The sequence below is a fragment of the Bilophila wadsworthia ATCC 49260 genome (assembly GCF_000701705.1).
GTDB classification, from domain to species: Bacteria; Desulfobacterota; Desulfovibrionia; order Desulfovibrionales; family Desulfovibrionaceae; genus Bilophila; species Bilophila wadsworthia.
Map to the genome: position 1 here is coordinate 1 of NZ_JNJP01000078.1, position 17,305 is coordinate 17,305.

16 protein-coding genes are annotated in these 17,305 nt (G+C 58.1%); 11 read left to right on the forward strand and 5 right to left on the reverse strand.

Annotation, left to right across the window (positions count from 1 at the left end; translation table 11 throughout):
* On the forward strand, window positions 1-432 hold a 432-nt coding region (locus tag T370_RS25405), incomplete at its 5' end, for a hypothetical protein (protein WP_034506959.1).
* 2 nt (window positions 433-434) lie between these two features.
* Window positions 435-770 (forward strand): MerR family transcriptional regulator, encoded by a 336-nt coding sequence (locus T370_RS0117705; RefSeq protein WP_029436523.1) that lies wholly within the window; start codon window positions 435-437, stop codon window positions 768-770.
* Here T370_RS0117705 and T370_RS0117710 read toward each other — a convergent pair.
* Entirely contained in the window at window positions 751-1,911 is a 1,161-nt protein-coding gene (locus T370_RS0117710; protein ID WP_029436524.1) for a tyrosine-type recombinase/integrase, read from the reverse strand. The two genes, T370_RS0117705 and T370_RS0117710, sit on opposite strands and share 20 nt — an antisense overlap.
* Before the next feature lie 245 nt (window positions 1,912-2,156).
* Between T370_RS0117710 and ettA the strand changes: the two genes are divergently transcribed.
* The gene (ettA, locus tag T370_RS0117715; RefSeq protein WP_029436525.1) at window positions 2,157-3,839 is read left to right on the forward strand and encodes an energy-dependent translational throttle protein EttA; all 1,683 of its coding nucleotides are present in this window, start codon (window positions 2,157-2,159) and stop codon (window positions 3,837-3,839) included.
* 93 nt (window positions 3,840-3,932) lie between these two features.
* On the opposite strand, the gene fabD is transcribed toward ettA, so the two are convergent.
* The 3 genes from fabD to glpX form a co-directional block, all read right to left on the reverse strand.
* Window positions 3,933-4,880, reverse strand: coding sequence for an ACP S-malonyltransferase (gene fabD, locus T370_RS0117720; protein WP_029436526.1), 948 nt, complete (start codon window positions 4,878-4,880; stop codon window positions 3,933-3,935).
* Between the two features lie 8 nt (window positions 4,881-4,888).
* Window positions 4,889-5,335, reverse strand: coding sequence for a hypothetical protein (locus tag T370_RS0117725; RefSeq protein ID WP_051643892.1), 447 nt, complete (start codon window positions 5,333-5,335; stop codon window positions 4,889-4,891).
* 89 nt (window positions 5,336-5,424) lie between these two features.
* The gene (glpX, locus tag T370_RS0117730) at window positions 5,425-6,408 is read right to left on the reverse strand and encodes a class II fructose-bisphosphatase (RefSeq protein WP_029436528.1); all 984 of its coding nucleotides are present in this window, start codon (window positions 6,406-6,408) and stop codon (window positions 5,425-5,427) included.
* Window positions 6,409-6,589: 181 nt separating this feature from the next.
* On the opposite strand from glpX, the gene hrpB reads away from it, so the two are divergent.
* From hrpB to T370_RS0117770, 8 genes are all read left to right on the forward strand, one after another.
* Window positions 6,590-9,133 (forward strand): ATP-dependent helicase HrpB, encoded by a 2,544-nt coding sequence (gene hrpB / locus T370_RS0117735; RefSeq protein ID WP_029436529.1) that lies wholly within the window; start codon window positions 6,590-6,592, stop codon window positions 9,131-9,133.
* Window positions 9,134-9,312: 179 nt separating this feature from the next.
* Entirely contained in the window at window positions 9,313-10,968 is a 1,656-nt protein-coding gene (gene argS, locus T370_RS0117740; RefSeq protein WP_029436530.1) for an arginine--tRNA ligase, read from the forward strand.
* Window positions 10,969-11,061: 93 nt separating this feature from the next.
* Window positions 11,062-11,757 (forward strand): SPOR domain-containing protein, encoded by a 696-nt coding sequence (locus T370_RS0117745; RefSeq protein ID WP_029436531.1) that lies wholly within the window; start codon window positions 11,062-11,064, stop codon window positions 11,755-11,757.
* A gap of 4 nt (window positions 11,758-11,761) precedes the next feature.
* Window positions 11,762-12,559 carry an MlaE family ABC transporter permease gene (locus tag T370_RS0117750; protein WP_029436532.1) on the forward strand — a complete coding sequence of 266 codons (798 nt, stop codon included), beginning with the start codon at window positions 11,762-11,764 and terminating at the stop codon, window positions 12,557-12,559.
* A gap of 9 nt (window positions 12,560-12,568) precedes the next feature.
* Window positions 12,569-13,399, forward strand: a complete 831-nt coding sequence (locus T370_RS0117755; protein WP_005026750.1) for an ABC transporter ATP-binding protein — start codon at window positions 12,569-12,571, stop codon at window positions 13,397-13,399.
* 32 nt (window positions 13,400-13,431) lie between these two features.
* A complete protein-coding gene (gene mlaD / locus T370_RS0117760) occupies window positions 13,432-13,875 on the forward strand; it encodes an outer membrane lipid asymmetry maintenance protein MlaD (RefSeq protein WP_005026753.1) in 444 nt (147 codons plus the stop codon).
* Window positions 13,876-13,877: 2 nt separating this feature from the next.
* Window positions 13,878-14,507: an MlaC/ttg2D family ABC transporter substrate-binding protein gene (locus T370_RS0117765; RefSeq protein WP_005026755.1), complete on the forward strand. Its 630-nt coding sequence runs from the start codon at window positions 13,878-13,880 to the stop codon at window positions 14,505-14,507.
* 11 nt (window positions 14,508-14,518) lie between these two features.
* A complete protein-coding gene (locus T370_RS0117770) occupies window positions 14,519-15,373 on the forward strand; it encodes an MlaA family lipoprotein (protein WP_005026757.1) in 855 nt (284 codons plus the stop codon).
* 90 nt (window positions 15,374-15,463) lie between these two features.
* Here T370_RS0117770 and T370_RS0117775 read toward each other — a convergent pair whose 3' ends face one another.
* The gene (locus T370_RS0117775; protein ID WP_029436533.1) at window positions 15,464-16,768 is read right to left on the reverse strand and encodes a molybdopterin molybdotransferase MoeA; all 1,305 of its coding nucleotides are present in this window, start codon (window positions 16,766-16,768) and stop codon (window positions 15,464-15,466) included.
* Between the last annotated feature and the right edge of the window lie 537 nt (window positions 16,769-17,305).

A 17,305-nucleotide genomic window follows, 5' to 3' on the forward strand; every position in this document is an offset into this window, starting at 1 on the left:
GTCGGGGACGTGATCCGCTCGGTGATCTGCGACGCGAGGGGCGAGGCCGTGGCCCGCGCCGTGCGGCCGGGGCTGCTGGACGGGATGCGCGAACTGGAGGAGCGCGTGGAAGCGCTCTATGGCGAGATCATCCCCGAAGGCGAAGCCGACTATGAGGAAGACGCCATCATGGGCATCGTGCGCCTGAGCGATGCCGTCATCGGCCCGAAGCCCGAAGGCCGCAAGCCGTCGCTCTACCTCGTCAACGGGCGGCACCTCGTCGTCGGGCGGGGCAGGGCGGACGTGCGCCGGGTCATGATGGGGTTCGGGCTCTCGAAGCCCCGCATCCAGGGCATCAGCCCCGGCGAGAAGTTCGAGGACGGGTGCACCGCCGAGGACATCATCAAGACAGCCGTGCGCGTCCCGGCGCTCATCGGACGCATGGAGGAGTGAGCATGTCGCAATCGCATGAAAAGCAGCTTGTCGAGGCTCTACGGGGCATCTTGGCCACAGGCGATGACGGAACATCGCTTGAAAGGGATGAAAAGATCCTCAAGGCCATCAAAGAGGAGTTGGCTCCGCTCGTTGAGCTGGCGGCGACTCCGCACAGGGAATATATGGATGAGAAGGCGGCGGCTCTGTATTGCAGCATTCCCATTCAGTCGCTTCAAAAGAAGCGTCACCACGGTCATGGTCCGGTCTACATCAAGGACGGCACCAAGGTCTTGTATGCCCGCAAGGATCTTGAGCGATATATGGAGCAGAGGAAGGTCAAGACTTGTGATCGGTAGCTGTCTGTTCAATGAGTTTGAGGGCTTCCCATTTGGCGTCGGGGCTGAGTTTCGCGTACCGCTGCGTCGAACGGGTGTTTTTATGGCCCACAAGCGTGCCTATGGTGTACAGAGGGACGTTTTTGCTTGCCAGCCAAGAGCAGAACGTGTGGCGCAGCGTGTGGAAAACGACTTTGTATCGTCTGTCGGTGATGCCGTCATTCAGGCCAAGGATAGATACGGCCTTGGCGAAGGTATAGCGCAGTCCGCCTTGGGTTATCGGTTTGCCCTTGTTGGAAAAGATAAACTCGGAAGGTTGTTGCGGGGCGATGCGTTCCAACATGGTTTTGACCGTGTCGTCCATGTAGGCGACGCGCTTGCCCATCTTGCCGTCAACGTGGATGAAGCTGTTCGTAAAGTCCAAATCTTGTCTGCGGAGCTGGAGGATTTCCCCCAGACGCATACCCGTGTGTGCGGAGAGCAGGGCAATCCGGTATACGCGGCAGGACAGGTTTTGGAGCAGATCGAGCAGCCTGTCGAGTTCCTTCGGCGTGAGGAAGCGCTGCCGTTCGTTCTCGGCAGGAAGGAGCTTGAGCCTCGGGACAGGGCCGGAGTAGAATCCCCAGTCGACCATCCGTTTCATCACGTTCACAACATCGATCAGAATCAGGTTGATCGTGGCGGGAGCAAGGGATTGCCCCAAGGGGATTGTCCTGCCGTCCCTCGCCCTGTGGATCGCCTCGGTTATCATGAGGTCAGCCTTGAAGGACTCAAGCTGAAAGGTGGTGATTTCACTCAGCAGCATGTTTCCGAGCGCAGGGCCGATGTGCGTGTTGTAATGATTGACGCGCGCGGCACGGTTTTTCAGGGAGGGGAGACGTTTTTCCTTGAAAATTTCCCATGCCTGTTGATAAGTCAGATCTTGAGTCCGAGGTTCGGGAAAGAGTTCGGGATGGCGTTTCTTACGGATGCGTTCGCCCCGGATTTCGCTTGCCAATACGGCTGTATAGCCTTCGCTACGCCAGCCCACCTTTTCCCATATCAGCTTCCCCTCAAGCTTGTAAGCGATGTCGAAACAGACGTCAGGCTTACCGTCATAGCGTTTTGTGCTACTTGTGCGGTAATAGACGCCAGTGTACTTTGTCTTCTCTCGATGGGCCATTTGTGCTTACCCTTTGCTAACCTTGAGGCGGAAATGCTAACCAGTTGGCTAACCACGAGCGCATACTGTGGGAAAACACAGGAAAGCGCAAACGCTGTCTTCTCCGATGGTTGCATAGTGCAGCAAAATAGGGCAAAAGACAATCGGACATCTATGATTGTATGTAACATGTCATGAGTTCATTCAGACTCTGTCGTTGAAGCGGAACGTCCAACGATGGGGCCATTTTTTTGTAAGGAGATTTCATGAGCAACGAACCCGATAAGATTATTTATTCCATGATCCGCGTGTCCAAGCGTCATGGGCAGCGTGAAGTGTTGAAAGATATTTCCCTTTCCTATTTCTACGGCGCGAAGATCGGCGTCCTCGGCCTGAACGGATCGGGCAAATCTTCGCTGCTGAAGATCCTTGCGGGCGTGGATCAATCCTTTGAAGGAAAGACCGTGCTGGCTCCCGGCTATACCATCGGTTATCTGGAGCAGGAACCGCTGGTCAACGAAATGCGGACCGTCCGTGAAGTCGTGGAGGAAGGGGCGCAGGAACTTGTTAATTTGGTCAAGGAGTTCGAAGAGATCAATGCCAAATTCGCCGAGCCCATGGAGCCGGAGGAAATGGATAAACTCATCGAACGCCAAGGGCAGGTGCAGGAGCTCATGGATGCGAAGGGTGCATGGGATCTTGACTCCAAGCTTGAGATGGCGATGGATGCCTTGCGGTGCCCTCCGGGGGATACGCCCGTTTCCGTCATCTCCGGTGGTGAAAAGCGCCGCGTGGCGCTGTGCCGCCTGCTGCTGCAGAATCCCGACATCCTTCTGCTCGACGAACCTACCAACCACTTGGACGCCGAATCCGTGGCGTGGTTGGAACGGTACCTCCAGAATTTCCCCGGTACGGTCATTGCCGTGACCCACGACCGTTACTTCCTCGACAACGTCGCGGGATGGATTCTCGAGCTGGATCGTGGCCGCGGGATTCCGTGGAAGGGCAATTATTCCTCTTGGCTGGAGCAGAAAGAAAAGCGCCTCGCTCAGGAAGACAAGGCCGAGGACGAGCGCCGCAAGACCCTCAGCCGTGAGTTGGAATGGATCCGCATGTCCCCCAAGGGCCGCCATGCCAAGGGCAAGGCGCGTATCAACGCCTATGAGGCCATGCTGAGCCACGAAAGCGAAAAGCGGGCTCCCGAACTGGAAATCTATATCCCCGCAGGCCCCCGTCTGGGCAAGAAGGTCATCGAAGCCGTGGGCATCAGCAAGGCCCTCGGCGACAAGGAATTGATGGAAGACGTGAACTTCATCATTCCGGCGGGCGCTATCGTGGGCATTATCGGCCCGAACGGTGCGGGTAAGACGACGCTCTTCAAGATGCTTGTGGGGCAGGAAAAGCCTGACGCGGGCACGTTGACCATTGGCGACACCGTTCAGTTCGCGTATGTGGATCAGCAGCGTGAGTCCCTGACGCCGGGCAAGACCGTATATGAGCTGATCAGCGACGGTGCCGAGACGATCAAGCTCGGCAACCGGGAAATCAACGCCCGCGCCTATTGCTCCCGTTTCAACTTCACGGGCTCGGATCAGCAGAAGAAGGTTGACGTCCTGTCCGGCGGCGAACGGAACCGCGTACACACCGCCCGGATGCTCAAATCCGGTGCCAACGTCATCCTGCTTGACGAACCGACGAACGATATTGACGTAAACACCATGCGTGCCCTTGAAGACGGTCTGGAAAATTTCGCGGGCTGCGTACTGGTCGTCAGCCACGACCGCTGGTTCCTCGATCGCATCGCTACGCACATTATGGCGTTTGAAGGCGATTCGTCGGTTGTGTTCTTTGACGGGAACTATTCGGAATACGAGGAAGATCGCAAGAAGCGCCTCGGTAAGGACGCGGATCAGCCGCACCGCTTGAAGTTCCGCAAACTGACCCGATAGAGAGATTGATCCGATACAAAGGAAGGGGAGGGCATTTTTCAACGTCCTCCCCTTCCTTTGTATGCGGGCGGTTTTGATTTGGCGTGTGAGGGATTAGGCGAAGGCGTTCACGCCTTCCAGAGAGCCAACAGCCGTGATGGCGACTTCTTCCTCCACCGGAACGGCATCTAGGATGGGTTTGACCATACGGGAGAGGGTTCCCTTCGGGCCCACTTCAACCCATGAGCGGATGCCGTCGTGCCACTGGTTGGCGATAGTATCGATCCACAGGACCGAGGAAATCATCTGAACGGTGGCGAGTTCGCGCAGGCTTTCGCCATCCGTCACCGCTTTGCCGGCCACATTGCTGTAAACGGGAAAACGCGGTCTGGACCACGTCATCTTGTTGAGCGCCTTGGCGAGTTCCTGCGCGGCCGTATCCATCAGCGGGCTGTGGAAGGCTCCGCTGACCGGAAGGGGAACCGCCCGGCCTTTCTTTTCCTTAACGAGCGGAAGGGCCGCTTCCACCGCCGCCTTGGTCCCGCTGATGACGAACTGGGCCGGGGTGTTGTGGTTGGCCACAATGAGGATTTCTCCCGTGGCTTCCGCAGCGGCCTTGGCGATTTCGTTCACGGCTTCGCGGTTGAGCTTGAGGATTGCCGCCATGCCGCCCTTGCCGTCGGGATCGGCGTCCGCCATCAGCTTCCCGCGCAGGCTTACCAGTTCGAGGGCCGATTCGGGGGACAGGGATCCGGCAGCGGCCAAAGCGCTGTATTCGCCAAGGCTGTGGCCGGCGGCGCAGGCGGGGGACAGCTTTCCGGAAAGCGCCTGCCACAGCGTCACGTTGACGACCGTCAACGCGGGCTGGAGGTGCTTGGTGTCGGCCATGAGCGCCGCGTCGTCGCTTTCCCAGTAGACGGCGCGCAGGGGAAGGCCGCTGATCTGTTCGGCTTTTTTCCAGAGCTCCATGGCTTCTTTCGATGCTTCGGCAACATCGCGGCCCATACCGGGCTCTTGGGAACCTTGGCCGGGGAAAAGGACGGCGGTGGGGACAGTAGACATATAGACCTCTACTTTTTTGGGGTTGGGGCCGGGCTGATGGCCTTGAGCAGGCCGGGGAGATTGCGCCGGACAACGTCGAGTTCGTCGTCGCTTACATTGGGCATTTCAACGGGGGGCTCCTTTGTGATGGCGTCCCCTTGCTGGATGATGGCAACAGCGGCGGCGGCCCGCCCCATAATGCAGAAAAAGCGTTCCGGTTTCCAGCCCGCAGCCTCGATGTACCCGGCGGCGTTCTTGGAATAAAGGAAATCGGGTTCGCCCGCTTCATTGACGATCGGGTGGGCCTTTTCCTTGTTGGTTTTGATCCATGCCCGGAAACGGGGAAGATCGGCGATAAATTGGTTGAGTTCCTTTTCGGAAAACGGAGGCTGATTGTACAGCGTTTCCGCCGAAGCGGGGAGTACGGTCAGCAGAAGCAGCAGCCCGGCAAGGCCGAGGCGGAAAAAAAGAGCCATGTGTCACGTCGCTTGTTGAAGGTATGGGCGGCGTCCATTGTTGCGCCGGGACAAAAAGATAGAGCCCCTGTGCCCCGGCGTATAGTATATTAATCGTATTTGATGGAACTGATCTGCATGAGCTTGTTCCAGTTGTGATGCGATTCGATGTAGCGCATCGTACCGGTTTTGCTACGGATAATCATGGAATGCGTAACGGCTCCCTGCCCGGAGAACTGGACGCCGCGCAGGAACGTGCCGCCGGAGATGCCGGTGGCCGCAAAGAAGACGTCATCTCCCTGCACCAGCGTGTCGGCGTCAAGGATCTGGGCAAGGTCGATGCCCGCTTCCTGAATGGCGGCTTTTTCCGCTTCGGACTGGGGATCGAGGCGGGCAAGCATGGCGCCCCCCGCTCCCTTGATGGCGCAGGCCGCCAACACCCCTTCAGGCGTGCCGCCGGTCCCCATCATGACGTCGACTTCGGAACGCTGATCCACGGCCATCAGGGCACCGGCAACGTCGCCGTCGGTATGCAGCTGGATGCGCGCGCCCACGGCCCGGATTTCCTGAATGAGCTTTTGATGGCGGGGCTTATCGAGGACGAAGACCACAAGGTCGTTGGTATCCTTGCCCAGCGCCTTGGCGATGAGGCGGAGATTGACGTGGACCGGCGCGTCCAGATCGATGACGTCACGGGCGGCTTGGCCGACAACCAGCTTTTTCATGTAGAAGCTGGGGCCGGGGTTGTACATGCTGCCTCCCGGAGCGGCCCCGACGACGGCAATGGCGTTGGGGCGCCCATAAGCGAGCAGGTTGGTCCCCTCGACGGGGTCCACGGCGATGTCAAGGGAAGGCCCATTGCCCATGCCGATGATTTCGCCGTTGTAGAGCATGGGCGCTTCGTCCTTTTCCCCTTCCCCAATGACGACTTTGCCCGCGATGGGCAGGGAGTTGAAGGACAGGCGCATGGCGTCCACGGCGGCGCCGTCTCCGGCGTTTTTATCGCCGCGCCCGAGCCAGCGCGCGGATGCCAGAGCGGCGGCTTCGGTGACACGGACAAGATCAAAGGCGAGGTTGCGCTCCGGCGCTTCCATAAGGGACATATCGCTCTCCAGAAAATATGAATGGTTCATGAACGCCCGGCCTCCGCCGATCCAGCGGCTCAGGCGGTATTGGGAACATAGATCAGGCGAAGCCGCTCTTCAAGAAAAAGCTCACCGCCCGACGGCTGGAAGGCACGCTTTCCGGGAGGGGGGATTCGTGCTAGAGGGGGGCATGTTCAATCATACCACAGAAGTCCTGCCCATTGAGGCCCTGCTCCCGGATCTGCTTGAAACATTGGGCAGCGGGACCCGATGTATACTTGAAGCGGCGCCCGGCGCGGGCAAGACGACGCGGGTTCCCTTGGCATTGCTCCGGGCGGCATGGCTCGACGGCAAAGGCATCCTGATGCTGGAGCCCCGGCGCATGGCGGCCCGGAACGCGGCCCGGTACATGGCTTCTCTGCTTGGGGAAAAGGTCGGCCAGACCGTGGGGTATCGGGTGCGCTTGGATTCCCGGGTGAGCGCGTCCACCCGGATTACGGTGGTGACCGAAGGCGTCTTGACCCGGATGCTCCAGGACGATCCCGAGCTTCAGGGCGTCGGCTGCCTGATTTTTGACGAGTTTCATGAGCGCAGCCTGAACGCCGATTTGGGGCTTGCCCTTGCGCTTGATTGCCAGCAGGGCCTGCGTGATGATCTGCGGTTGCTGATCATGTCGGCCACATTGGATTCCGGGCCGCTCCTCAAGCTGCTGCAACAGGATTTTTCCGGAGCGGTCCCGGTGCTGAGGAGCGAGGGGCGCGCGTGGCCCGTGGAGACGCACCATCTTCCGCTGCCCCGGGCAGACATTCCAATGGAGAGGTGGGTTGCGGACGCCGTCCGGCGCGCGCTGCGGGAGGAGAACGGCAGTATCCTCGTGTTCCTGCCGGGAACGGGCGAAATCCGAAAAGTTGAAGCGTTACTTCAAGACGTGCGATCGGATACCGTACATCTTTGTCCGCTGTACGGCGATCTGCCCGCAGCGGAGCAGGATGCCGCCATTGCGCCGGTTTGGGCTCCGGTACGGAAGATAGTGCTTGCGACGTCCATTGCGGAAACCAGTCTGACGATCGAAGGTGTGCGGGTAGTCATCGACTCCGGCTTGGCCCGCACAGTGCGTTTCGACGCGGGAACGGGCATGTCCCGGCTTGTCACGGAGCGCGTATCCCTCGCCAATGCCGAGCAGCGTAGGGGCCGGGCAGGGCGGACGGAGCCGGGCGTATGTTACCGGCTGTGGCATCAAGGGGACGAAGCGGGAATGGCGGCCCATATCCGCCCGGAAATATTGGACGCCGACATGGCCCCGCTGTGCCTTGAGCTTGCCGTATGGGGGATCACCGCCCCTTCTTCCCTGCACTGGCTGGACGAGCCCCCGGTGGAAGCGGTCAATCAGGCTATTCCCTTGCTCCGCAGCCTGGAGGCAGTCGACGCGGTGGGGAGGGTGACCGCACGGGGAAGGGTCATGGCCCGTCTTCCCTTGCATCCGAGGCTTGCGCACATGGTCCTTGCAGCCAAAGCGTTTGGGCTTGGCAAGGCCGCCTGCCTGTTGGCGGCAATGGCTGATGAGCGTGATCCGCTGCGCCTGCGCGATGTGGATATCCGCCCGCGTCTGGCGTTGCTCGGACACGGTCAGGGTTCGCCCGCCGTTTTCCGCATTCGTGAGGCGGCCCGCCAGATAGGGCGGTTGGTTGATGCGGCGGGAGAACCGCCGCACCGGACCCCCATGAGCATACCGGAAGAGGAACAGGCCGGTGTCTTGCTCGCCTTGGCGTACCCGGATCGCCTCGCCCAGAAACGGAGCCGGGGCAGTTATCGTATGGCCAACGGGCGCGGCGGCTTTCTGGACGATACGGACTCGTTGGCCGACGAGCCCGTGCTGGCTGTGGGGGCCGTCAACGGTGGCTCCGGCAATGTGCGTATCTGGCAGGCTGCGCCGCTTTCTCAGGAAACGGTTGCGGCATTGTACCAGACTCAGTTTACCAAGAACGAAGAGGTCGTGTGGGACAGCCGGGAACAGGCTGTAGCGGCGCGGAAGCGCGTGAGCTTCGGGGCATTCATTATAGAAGAAACCCCGTTGAGAAACGGTGACGCGTCCCTTGCGGACCGGATGGCGCAAGCGGTGCTTTCGGGGATCCGGGAACTCGGGATGTCGTGTTTGCCGTGGACGGAAGAGCTGTATCAATGGCGGCTGCGCGTCGAGCTGCTGCGGGCCGTGGATAAAGGCGGGGACTGGCCCGACGTTTCGGAAGAAGCGCTCTTAACGGGGCTAGAAGACTGGCTTGTCCCCTTTTTGCAAGGCATATCCCGGCGTTCTCAGTTCTCGAAAATCGATCTGGCGGCGGCCCTTCATGCGTTGCTCCCGTGGCGCAAGCAGCGGGAGCTTGATGCGATGGCCCCCACTCATATGGAAGTCCCCTCAGGATCCTTTATCCGTCTGCTCTACGAGGCCTCGGCGGAAGGGATAGTGCCGGTTCTTGCGGTCAAGCTCCAAGAGATGTTTGGTATGCAGGAATCCCCCGCGATAGCTGAAGGGAAGGTTCCGGTTCTTGTCCACCTCCTGTCCCCTGCGGGAAGGCCCTTGCAGATCACCCGTGATCTCAAAGGATTTTGGAAGAATGGGTATCCAGCCGTCAGAGCGGAAATGCGGGGGCGGTATCCGAAGCACCCGTGGCCTGAAGATCCTTTTGCGGCCCTTCCCACACGGCTGACGAATCGGCGTATTCAGAACAGATCGTAGAGGGAAAATCTTTCGGCTGGTCCCGCAGGGGGCTGCTTTTCGAAAAGGCCCCCTCCTTTTTCGTGCCCGGCAAGGCCGCGGGCAGTCCCCGAGACAGCTTACTTTACTTTTGCGGGTGTTGCGGTAGAATAACCCCTTTACGTCTATCTTTATTAACCGTTCCGATTTCGAGGTATTACATGCGCGCCGAACAGCATCTTGAGGCTTCTTTCAGGGCTGTACTGAAAAATATGAACCTTCCCTGGCCGGATAAGGCCGTCATCGAACCTTCCAAAGATCCCAAGCACGGCGATCTGGCTTCCAACTTGGCGTTGGTATCCGCCAAGGCCGCAGGGATGCCGCCGCGCGAGCTGGCCGCAAAAATGGCCGAAGCCCTGCGGAATGAGGATACTTCCTTGGCCTCCGTTGAAGTGGCTGGCCCCGGCTTTCTGAACGTGACGTTCAGCCCCGAGTTCTGGCGTGAAACGATCCGGCGCATTGATGATGCCGCCGATCGCTTTGGGCAGGCCACTGTTGGGAAAGGCTGCAAGGTACAGGTGGAGTACGTTTCGGCCAACCCCACCGGCCCTCTCCATATCGGTCATGGCCGGGGCGCGGCGGTGGGCGATACCTTGGCGCGCATCCTCCGTTTTGCCGGTTATGACGTCACGACGGAATACTATATCAACGACGCTGGCCGTCAGATGCGGCTCCTTGGCCTTTCCATTTGGCTGCGTGCCAAGGAACTTGCCGGAATAGCTGTGGAATGGCCTGAAGATTACTATCGAGGGTCCTATATCATTGATATTGCGCGCGAGATGATGGACAAAGATCCAGGGCTGACCTCGCTTTCCGATGCGGAAGGGCAGGACAGGTGTTTTGCCTACGGTATGCAGACCATCCTCGACGGCATCAAGGAAGACTTGCGGGAATTCCGGGTTGAGCATCAGGTGTGGTTCTCCGAGCGTTCTCTTGTGGAGCGCGGAGCTGTTGAAGAAACCTTTGAGCGCTTGAAGAAGGCTGGCCTTTCCTTTGAAAAGGACGGAGCCCTGTGGTTCCGTACGACGGATTTTGGTGACGACAAGGATCGCGTCCTGCGCAAGTCCGATGGCTCGCTGACCTACTTCGCTTCGGACATCGCCTATCATGACGATAAGTATCGCCGTGGGTTTGATCGCGTGGTCGATGTCTGGGGCGCGGACCATCATGGGTATGTCCCCCGCATGAAAGCGGCGGTTCAGGCCGTGGGCCGGAAGGCGGAAGATCTTGACGTCGTGCTCATCCAGCTTGTGAACCTGCTGGAGAACGGCACGCAGGTGGCCATGTCCACGCGCGCCGGGCAGTTCGAAACCTTGGCCGATGTGGTCAAGGAAGTGGGCGTGGACGCCGCGAGATTCATGTTCCTGTCCCGCAAGAGCGACAGCCATCTTGATTTCGACCTCGCCCTGGTGAAACAGCGTTCCATGGACAACCCGGTTTATTATGTCCAGTACGCACATGCCCGTGTACGGTCCGTGTTGCGGAAGGCCGCCGAGGCGGGGCTGACGCTGCCTGAAAAGACGGATCTGGCGCTGCTGGCTCCCCTTTCCGAGGCGGAAGATCTGGCTCTCCTGCATTTCCTTGATCGGTTTGAAGATGTGGCCAAGGGCGCCGCACAAGCCTTGGCGCCGCATCACATCAGCTATTATTTGATGGAACTCGCTGGGATGCTGCACAGCTACTATGCCAAACATCCCGTCCTTCAGGCTGGCGATCCTGAGTTGGCCTTGGCTCGTCTCGCGTTGCTCCGTTCCGTGGGGCAGGTGGTAAAAAATGGTCTTGAACTTCTTGGCGTAAGTGCTCCTGAAAGCATGTAGGGGGATCGCCTCGCTCTCAGCCGGACCCTGTCCCGTGGGGTCCGGCCTTCCGGTTCCCTCACTTGAGACGCCATTCAGACAGCAGGATAGAACATGTCTCTGATGCCATTTTCCAGTCGCTCTTCGTCGCGCTCATCCGGGGGCGGCGATGCTGGTGGCGAAAAAAAGTTGTCTAACCGGAAATACACGATCAGTTTGAGTTTTTCCGGCCTCATTACGAGCGGGATCATTACGATCATCGCCATCGGGTGGATTTTTGCCTTCGGAGTCATCGTCGGCAGGGGGTATAATCCCGAAAAGAAAATGCCCGAGCTGGCGCGCTTGTTGCCGCCGCCTGAAGGGCAGGACGCTCCGAAAGAAGCGAAAGGGATCTTGAAGCCTGAGGAACTGACGTTCATGACGGATCTCAAGCAGACGCAGCCCGCGGCCAATGCGGCTCCCAACAAGCCCGAAGCGAAGGCGGCGCACCCAACCGCTCAGCCCGTGGCCGCTGCGACGCCCAAACCGGAAGCCGCTTCTGCGGATAAGGCCAAATACGACTTCGTCTTTCAGGCTGTGGCGTACAAGAGCAAAGACAGTGCCGACAAACTGCGCGAACGCATGGAAGGCGAAGGGTTGCGCACTCGTATGACCATTGAGAAGAACAACAAGGGACGTCCCAAATGGTTCCGCGTGCAGGTCCTCGTCCGTGGAACGGATGCGGATGCCTCGGCCGCCAAGCAGGTCCTCGTCAAAATGGGATTGAAGGATGCAACACAGGTTTCGAAAAAGCCTGTTCGGGGGCGGTGAGCGAATGGATATCTTGTCTCGTTTTTTTGCTGTTCCGGGTGCTCTCTTCCTGCGTTGGATAGATGCCCTTGGGGATACGTTTTTATTCCTGCTGGAGGGATTGCGGCAGATATTCATAGCTCCTAAGCTGTTCATCAAGGTCCTTCAGCAGTTGTATGTGATCGGCACGAAATCGTTGTTCGTCATTTGCCTGATTGCGCTGTTTACGGGAATGGTCCTTGGCTTGCAGGGATATTATGTCTTGGTGAAGTTTGGCTCGGTGGGTTTTTTGGGGGCCGCTGTTTCGTTGACGCTCATCCGGGAGCTTGGTCCCGTCCTGACGGCCATCATGGTCACGGGGCGTGCGGGCTCGTCCATGGCCGCTGAAATCGGGGTCATGCGCATCACGGATCAGATCGATGCGCTGGAAGTCATGGATATCCCCGGCATGGGGTATCTGGTCGCGCCCCGTTTTGTCGCTTCGTTGATAGCTTTTCCGCTTTTGACGGCTATTTTTGATGTGGTCGGGATCATCGGGGGCTACCTGACCGGCGTACTGCTGTTGGGCGTTAATGAAGGCGCCTATTTCCACGGCATAGAGAGCAGTGTCCTGATGCCCGACGTCACGGAAGGGTTTATCAAGTCGTTTGTGTTCGCGCTGCTGATAGCGTTGATCTGCTGCCATCAAGGATATAATGCGCACAGGCGGCGTGACGGCATGGGGCCCGAAGCGGTCGCCAATGCAACGACCTCCGCGGTTGTGATTTCGTGCGTGTTCGTTCTCGTGGCCGACTATGTGGTCACTTCGGCCATGCTGCGCTAGGAGGTTCAGGTGAAGGATCAGCATTCTTCTTGGGATATACGCCTCGAACACCTCCGAGTAGGCTACGGGTCCCGCGTCGTCCTCGACGATATCAATGCGGTTTTGCCCGGAGGCAAGATCACGGTCATCCTGGGCGAGTCCGGATGCGGCAAGTCGACCTTGCTGCGGCACGTCATCGGGCTTTCGCGGCCCATGCAGGGGCATATCCTTTATGGGGGGCAAGATCTGTTCGCGCTCCCAGAACGCCAGTTCCGGCGGGTGCGGCGGCGCTTTGGCGTGCTGTTTCAGGATGGGGCCCTGCTCGGTTCGCTGACGCTCGCTGAGAATGTGGGGTTGCCGCTGCATGAGCATACCCGTTTGCCCAAAGCGACTATCCGTTCTACCGTCCTGCGTATTCTGGATCTGGTGGGGCTTGCCGAGTTTGCCGATTATTATCCTAATGAATTGTCCGGCGGGATGAAGAAGCGCGGCGGATTGGCCCGCGCTATTGTCACGGAGCCGCCGTTGCTTTTTTGCGACGAGCCGACCTCCGGGCTCGATCCGATCAACTCGGCCCAAATGGATCAGCTTCTGTTGGATATGCGCAAGGCATACCCTGAAATGACCCTGATTGTGGTCAGCCATGATCTGGCGAGCGTGGCCCGCATTGCGGAACACGTGCTGGTCTTGCGTGACGGGCGCGTCGTTTTTTCGGGTTCGTATGAGGCGCTGAAGGCTTCTACGGATGAATATCTTCGGCGCTTCATGGACAGGAAGGCTGAAGAAAAAGCCAGTCGTGTCGCAACCACCGCGACGGATCCGGACGTTCGGGCCGCGCTGGATGCGTGGCTCGAAGGGTAAACGTTCTCATCAAGGACAAGGAAGGAACCCCCATGTCGTTTTCCAAAGAAGCCGCTGTTGGTTTTTTTGTCATGCTCGGACTGGTCTGTGTCGCTTACCTGACGGTAAAGCTTGGGCGCATGGAAGTTTTTCATTCCGAGGGATACGTTTTGACGGCCTCGTTCAATTCCGTGTCCGGCCTGCGCCCCGGTGCGGAGGTCGAGATCGCCGGCGTCCGCGTCGGGCGGGTCAAGTCCATCCGGCTGGATGACAAACAGCCCCGTGCTGTTGTAGAATTGCAGCTAGGGGATAATGTGCATCTTACGGATGACGTGATCGCCTCGGTCAAAACCAGCGGGCTTATTGGAGATAAGTACATCAGCCTGGAGCCCGGCGGTTCTGGGGAACCGTTGAAGAACGGCGACGAAATTACGGACACCGAATCGGCGGTGGATATTGAAAGCCTCATCAGCAAGTATGTGTTTGGGAAGGTGTGATTATGATGCGTACAATCAGACATATGGTTTTGGCGTTGTGCAGTGTGTTTATCCTTTGCGGTACCGTCCATGCCGCGGAATCTCCGCTCGCGGTTTTGCAGACGCAGATCGATCAGATTTTGAATGTGCTGAAGGAACCCAATTATAAAGATCCGATTAAGCGGGTTCCTCTCCGTGCTCAAATCGAGAAATATGTTCATGAAATTTTTGATTTCAGTGAATTCTCCGCGCGCACGGTGGGCAGAAATTGGCCGAGTTTTTCCGATGCCCAGAAAGAACGGTTCGACAAGGCCTTTGCGAATCTCCTGCTCATAACCTACCTTGACAAAATTCAGGGATACAACGGGGAAAAGATCGAATATTCCGGTGAAGTCCTCTCGACAAAGGGTGATCGCGCCGAGATCCAGACCATCGTCACCCTGTCCGACGGCAAGCCCGTTCCGGTGGCGTACCGGATGATGTTGAAGAACGGAAAGTGGGTCGTGTATGACGTGCTGATCGAGAATGTCAGCCTGATCAAGAACTACCGTTCGCAGTTCCAGGATGTCTTGACGCGAGGGACTCCTGAACAGCTGATCGAAAGGGTTGAAGCCCGCGCCAGAGAGCTTCAGGCCCAATCCACCGTCAATTAACGGACTATTTCATGACTGCTGAGCAACGTTTTTTCCCAATCTGGAAGATGTGTCTGTGTGCCGCCGTTGTGTTGTCCCTGATGGGATGCGCGGCAAAGCATGGCGATAAGGCCGTCAACTCTCCTGATGTGCAGGCGGTTGAAACGACGTCGTCGGTTGGAGCGGCTAGCGTGGCGGATTCCGATTCTGCCTTCGAGGATTACGACGATGAAGAATCTGAGGCCATTGCCGACCCCTTGGAAGGGTGGAACCGGTTCTGGTTCGGCTTCAATGACGTCCTCCTGTTGAAGGTCGTTAAGCCCGTCTACACGGGGTATACCTATATTACCCCGTCGCCTGTGCGGACCGGGCTCAGCAATGCTTTTCACAATATCCAGATGCCTATCCGTTTTCTGAACTGCGTGTTGCAGGGACGTTTCGGGGAAGCCTGGATTGAAGTCGGGCGTTTCGTTGTGAACACGACTGCCGGTTTTGGCGGTGTTTTCGATGTCGCCAAGCAGAGTAAGCCGCTCATCCCCGTGGATAATCGAGATGCTGATTTTGGCCAGACGCTCGGCGTATGGGGATTTGGCGAGGGGATTTATCTTGTATGGCCTGTCGTCGGGCCGAGTACGGTACGTGACACGGTAGGCCTTGCCGGAGACTGGACGACGTCCGCATTCTTCTGGATTTCGGAACCCATCGGTCCCCTTGAGTTTGAACCCGCGCTGGCGGCAAGCCTTGGCCTCCGCTTCAACGATATGGGGACGGTAATCAGCACATACGAATCGCTGAAAAAGAGTGCTGTGGAACCTTATATTGCGGCACGGGATGCCTACGTCAAATACCGCCGTGCCGGAATCATGGGTAACCGATTCCAATGGTAATGTGTCATTGAACAGTAAAAAAGCCCTCCTAGGAGGGCTTTTTTACTGCGAGGGGAAAACCTGCAAGGCTACGTGAACTTTTCAAGAAATTCAGCTTTCAAAAAGTAAGACATCAACAGGCGTTCCCGCCTCAAGGCCTTCTATCCGTGCGGAAATGCGCACCAGCCCTTCCGAATCCAGCAACGTCCGAAGGAGCCCCGACAGGCCGGGGACCGGGACGGCGCGCGGAAGGCCGTTCGCCTGATGTTCCAACCTCACGCGGATATAGTCTTCGCGTCCTTGGCGGGAAGCGATGTTGCGCGACAGTATGGCCTGGCGCGAAGGCCAGAATGTCTGATCGAAAGCGTGTCCGTATCGGAAATTCCCCTGCCCAAAAAACTGGGCCATGAGGGAATGCCCGGCAAGGTGGCGGAGAAAGGGAACCCCCAGAACGTGCATGACGACCTGCGCGGAGGCTACCTGTCCTGGAAGCCCCCAGACGAGTGTCTGGCCGCAGCGGGCCAATATCAACGGTTTGCCCGGACTGAGCGCAACGCCGTGGCAAAGGATTTCCGTGTCGCCCAAGGATTGCAGGGCTTCCAGGGTCAGATCCCGGACGCCTATGGAGCTTCCTCCGGACAGGAAGACGACATCCGCCGAAAGGCCGTTTTCTCCTGCCAGGGCCGCTTTGAGGGAAGCCGTCAGCGGTCCGAGCCGATCCGGCGCGATGCCGAATGTGGAGACATCGGCAACCGGACGGAGCATGGCTGAAAGGGCGAGTGTGTTGACGTCGCGGATCTGGCCGGGACGTGGGGTTTGCTCAGGGGATACAAGTTCGTCGCCCGTGGAAAGGATGGAAACCCTCGGACGCCTGATAACGGGAACCTCGGTGATGCCAAGAGCCGCTAAGAGCCCGATTTCTTGTGCGCGGAGTTTTGTTCCCCGCTCAAGGAGGGGGGTACCTTCTTGAGCATCATCCCCTTTTTGCATGACATATTCGCCTGGGGCGACGGAACGGCGCATTTCAATGACGCCAGCGCCGAACGGCTTGGTATGCTCGACCATAATGACGGCATCCGCTCCTTCGGGAAGGTAGCCACCCGTCACGATAGCAGCACACTGTCCGGATTGGAGCGTGAAGTTGGGCGGCCGGTCGATGGCAATTTCCCCGACGCAGTCAAGCCACACAGGATTAGCCTCCGAAGCCCCGAAGAGATCGGAAGCTTGCACGGCATAGCCATCCATTCCCGAGCGGTTGGCTGGCGGCAAGGTTTCCGTGGCCATAATCGTTTCAGCCAGTATGGGGCCGCCGGAAAGCTTGTCCAGCCGTTTGCTTTCTTGGGGAAGGGGAGAAACGTCGAGTAGCCGGGAAATGACTTCCTCGACAGGAAGGACGTGGAGAAAATCCTTTTGCATATCCTTATCCTTTTGTTATGTATATTTATTTGTTATTAAAGAATATTTTTATATATATTTCTTGATAATAGCAGATTCTGCTAACTTATTTCTAACCCAAAATTCTTTTACTATCCTTGTAGATACTCTCTCCCCACATCCCCTCTCACAAAAAAAGCACGTCCACAAGAGTCCTTTGGGCGAAGTCTCTAGCCGCACCCTTCGCGGGTCCTTCCGGCCCGTGGGATCTCCCAACGGCGGTTCGACCCCATACTGTGGCTACGACTTGCGAAATGGAACCCCCGAAATAATGAGATGTTTTCTGGGGATGTTAGCTGCTGCCTAAAAAGTTGGCATATTTATTTCAAATAAAATTAAGGTGCTATGATGAAAAAGAACAAATATGCCGGGCAGGTCAAAAAGCGGTGTGAGGCCGAAACGCTCAACGCCTCAGAGAAAAATATGCTTGCAAAGGTAGAGCAGGATCGGACGCTCCGCCAGTCGCTCTACCATCCCATAAGGGTGAAGGCCCCCGACATCCCCGTGGATGAGCTGATC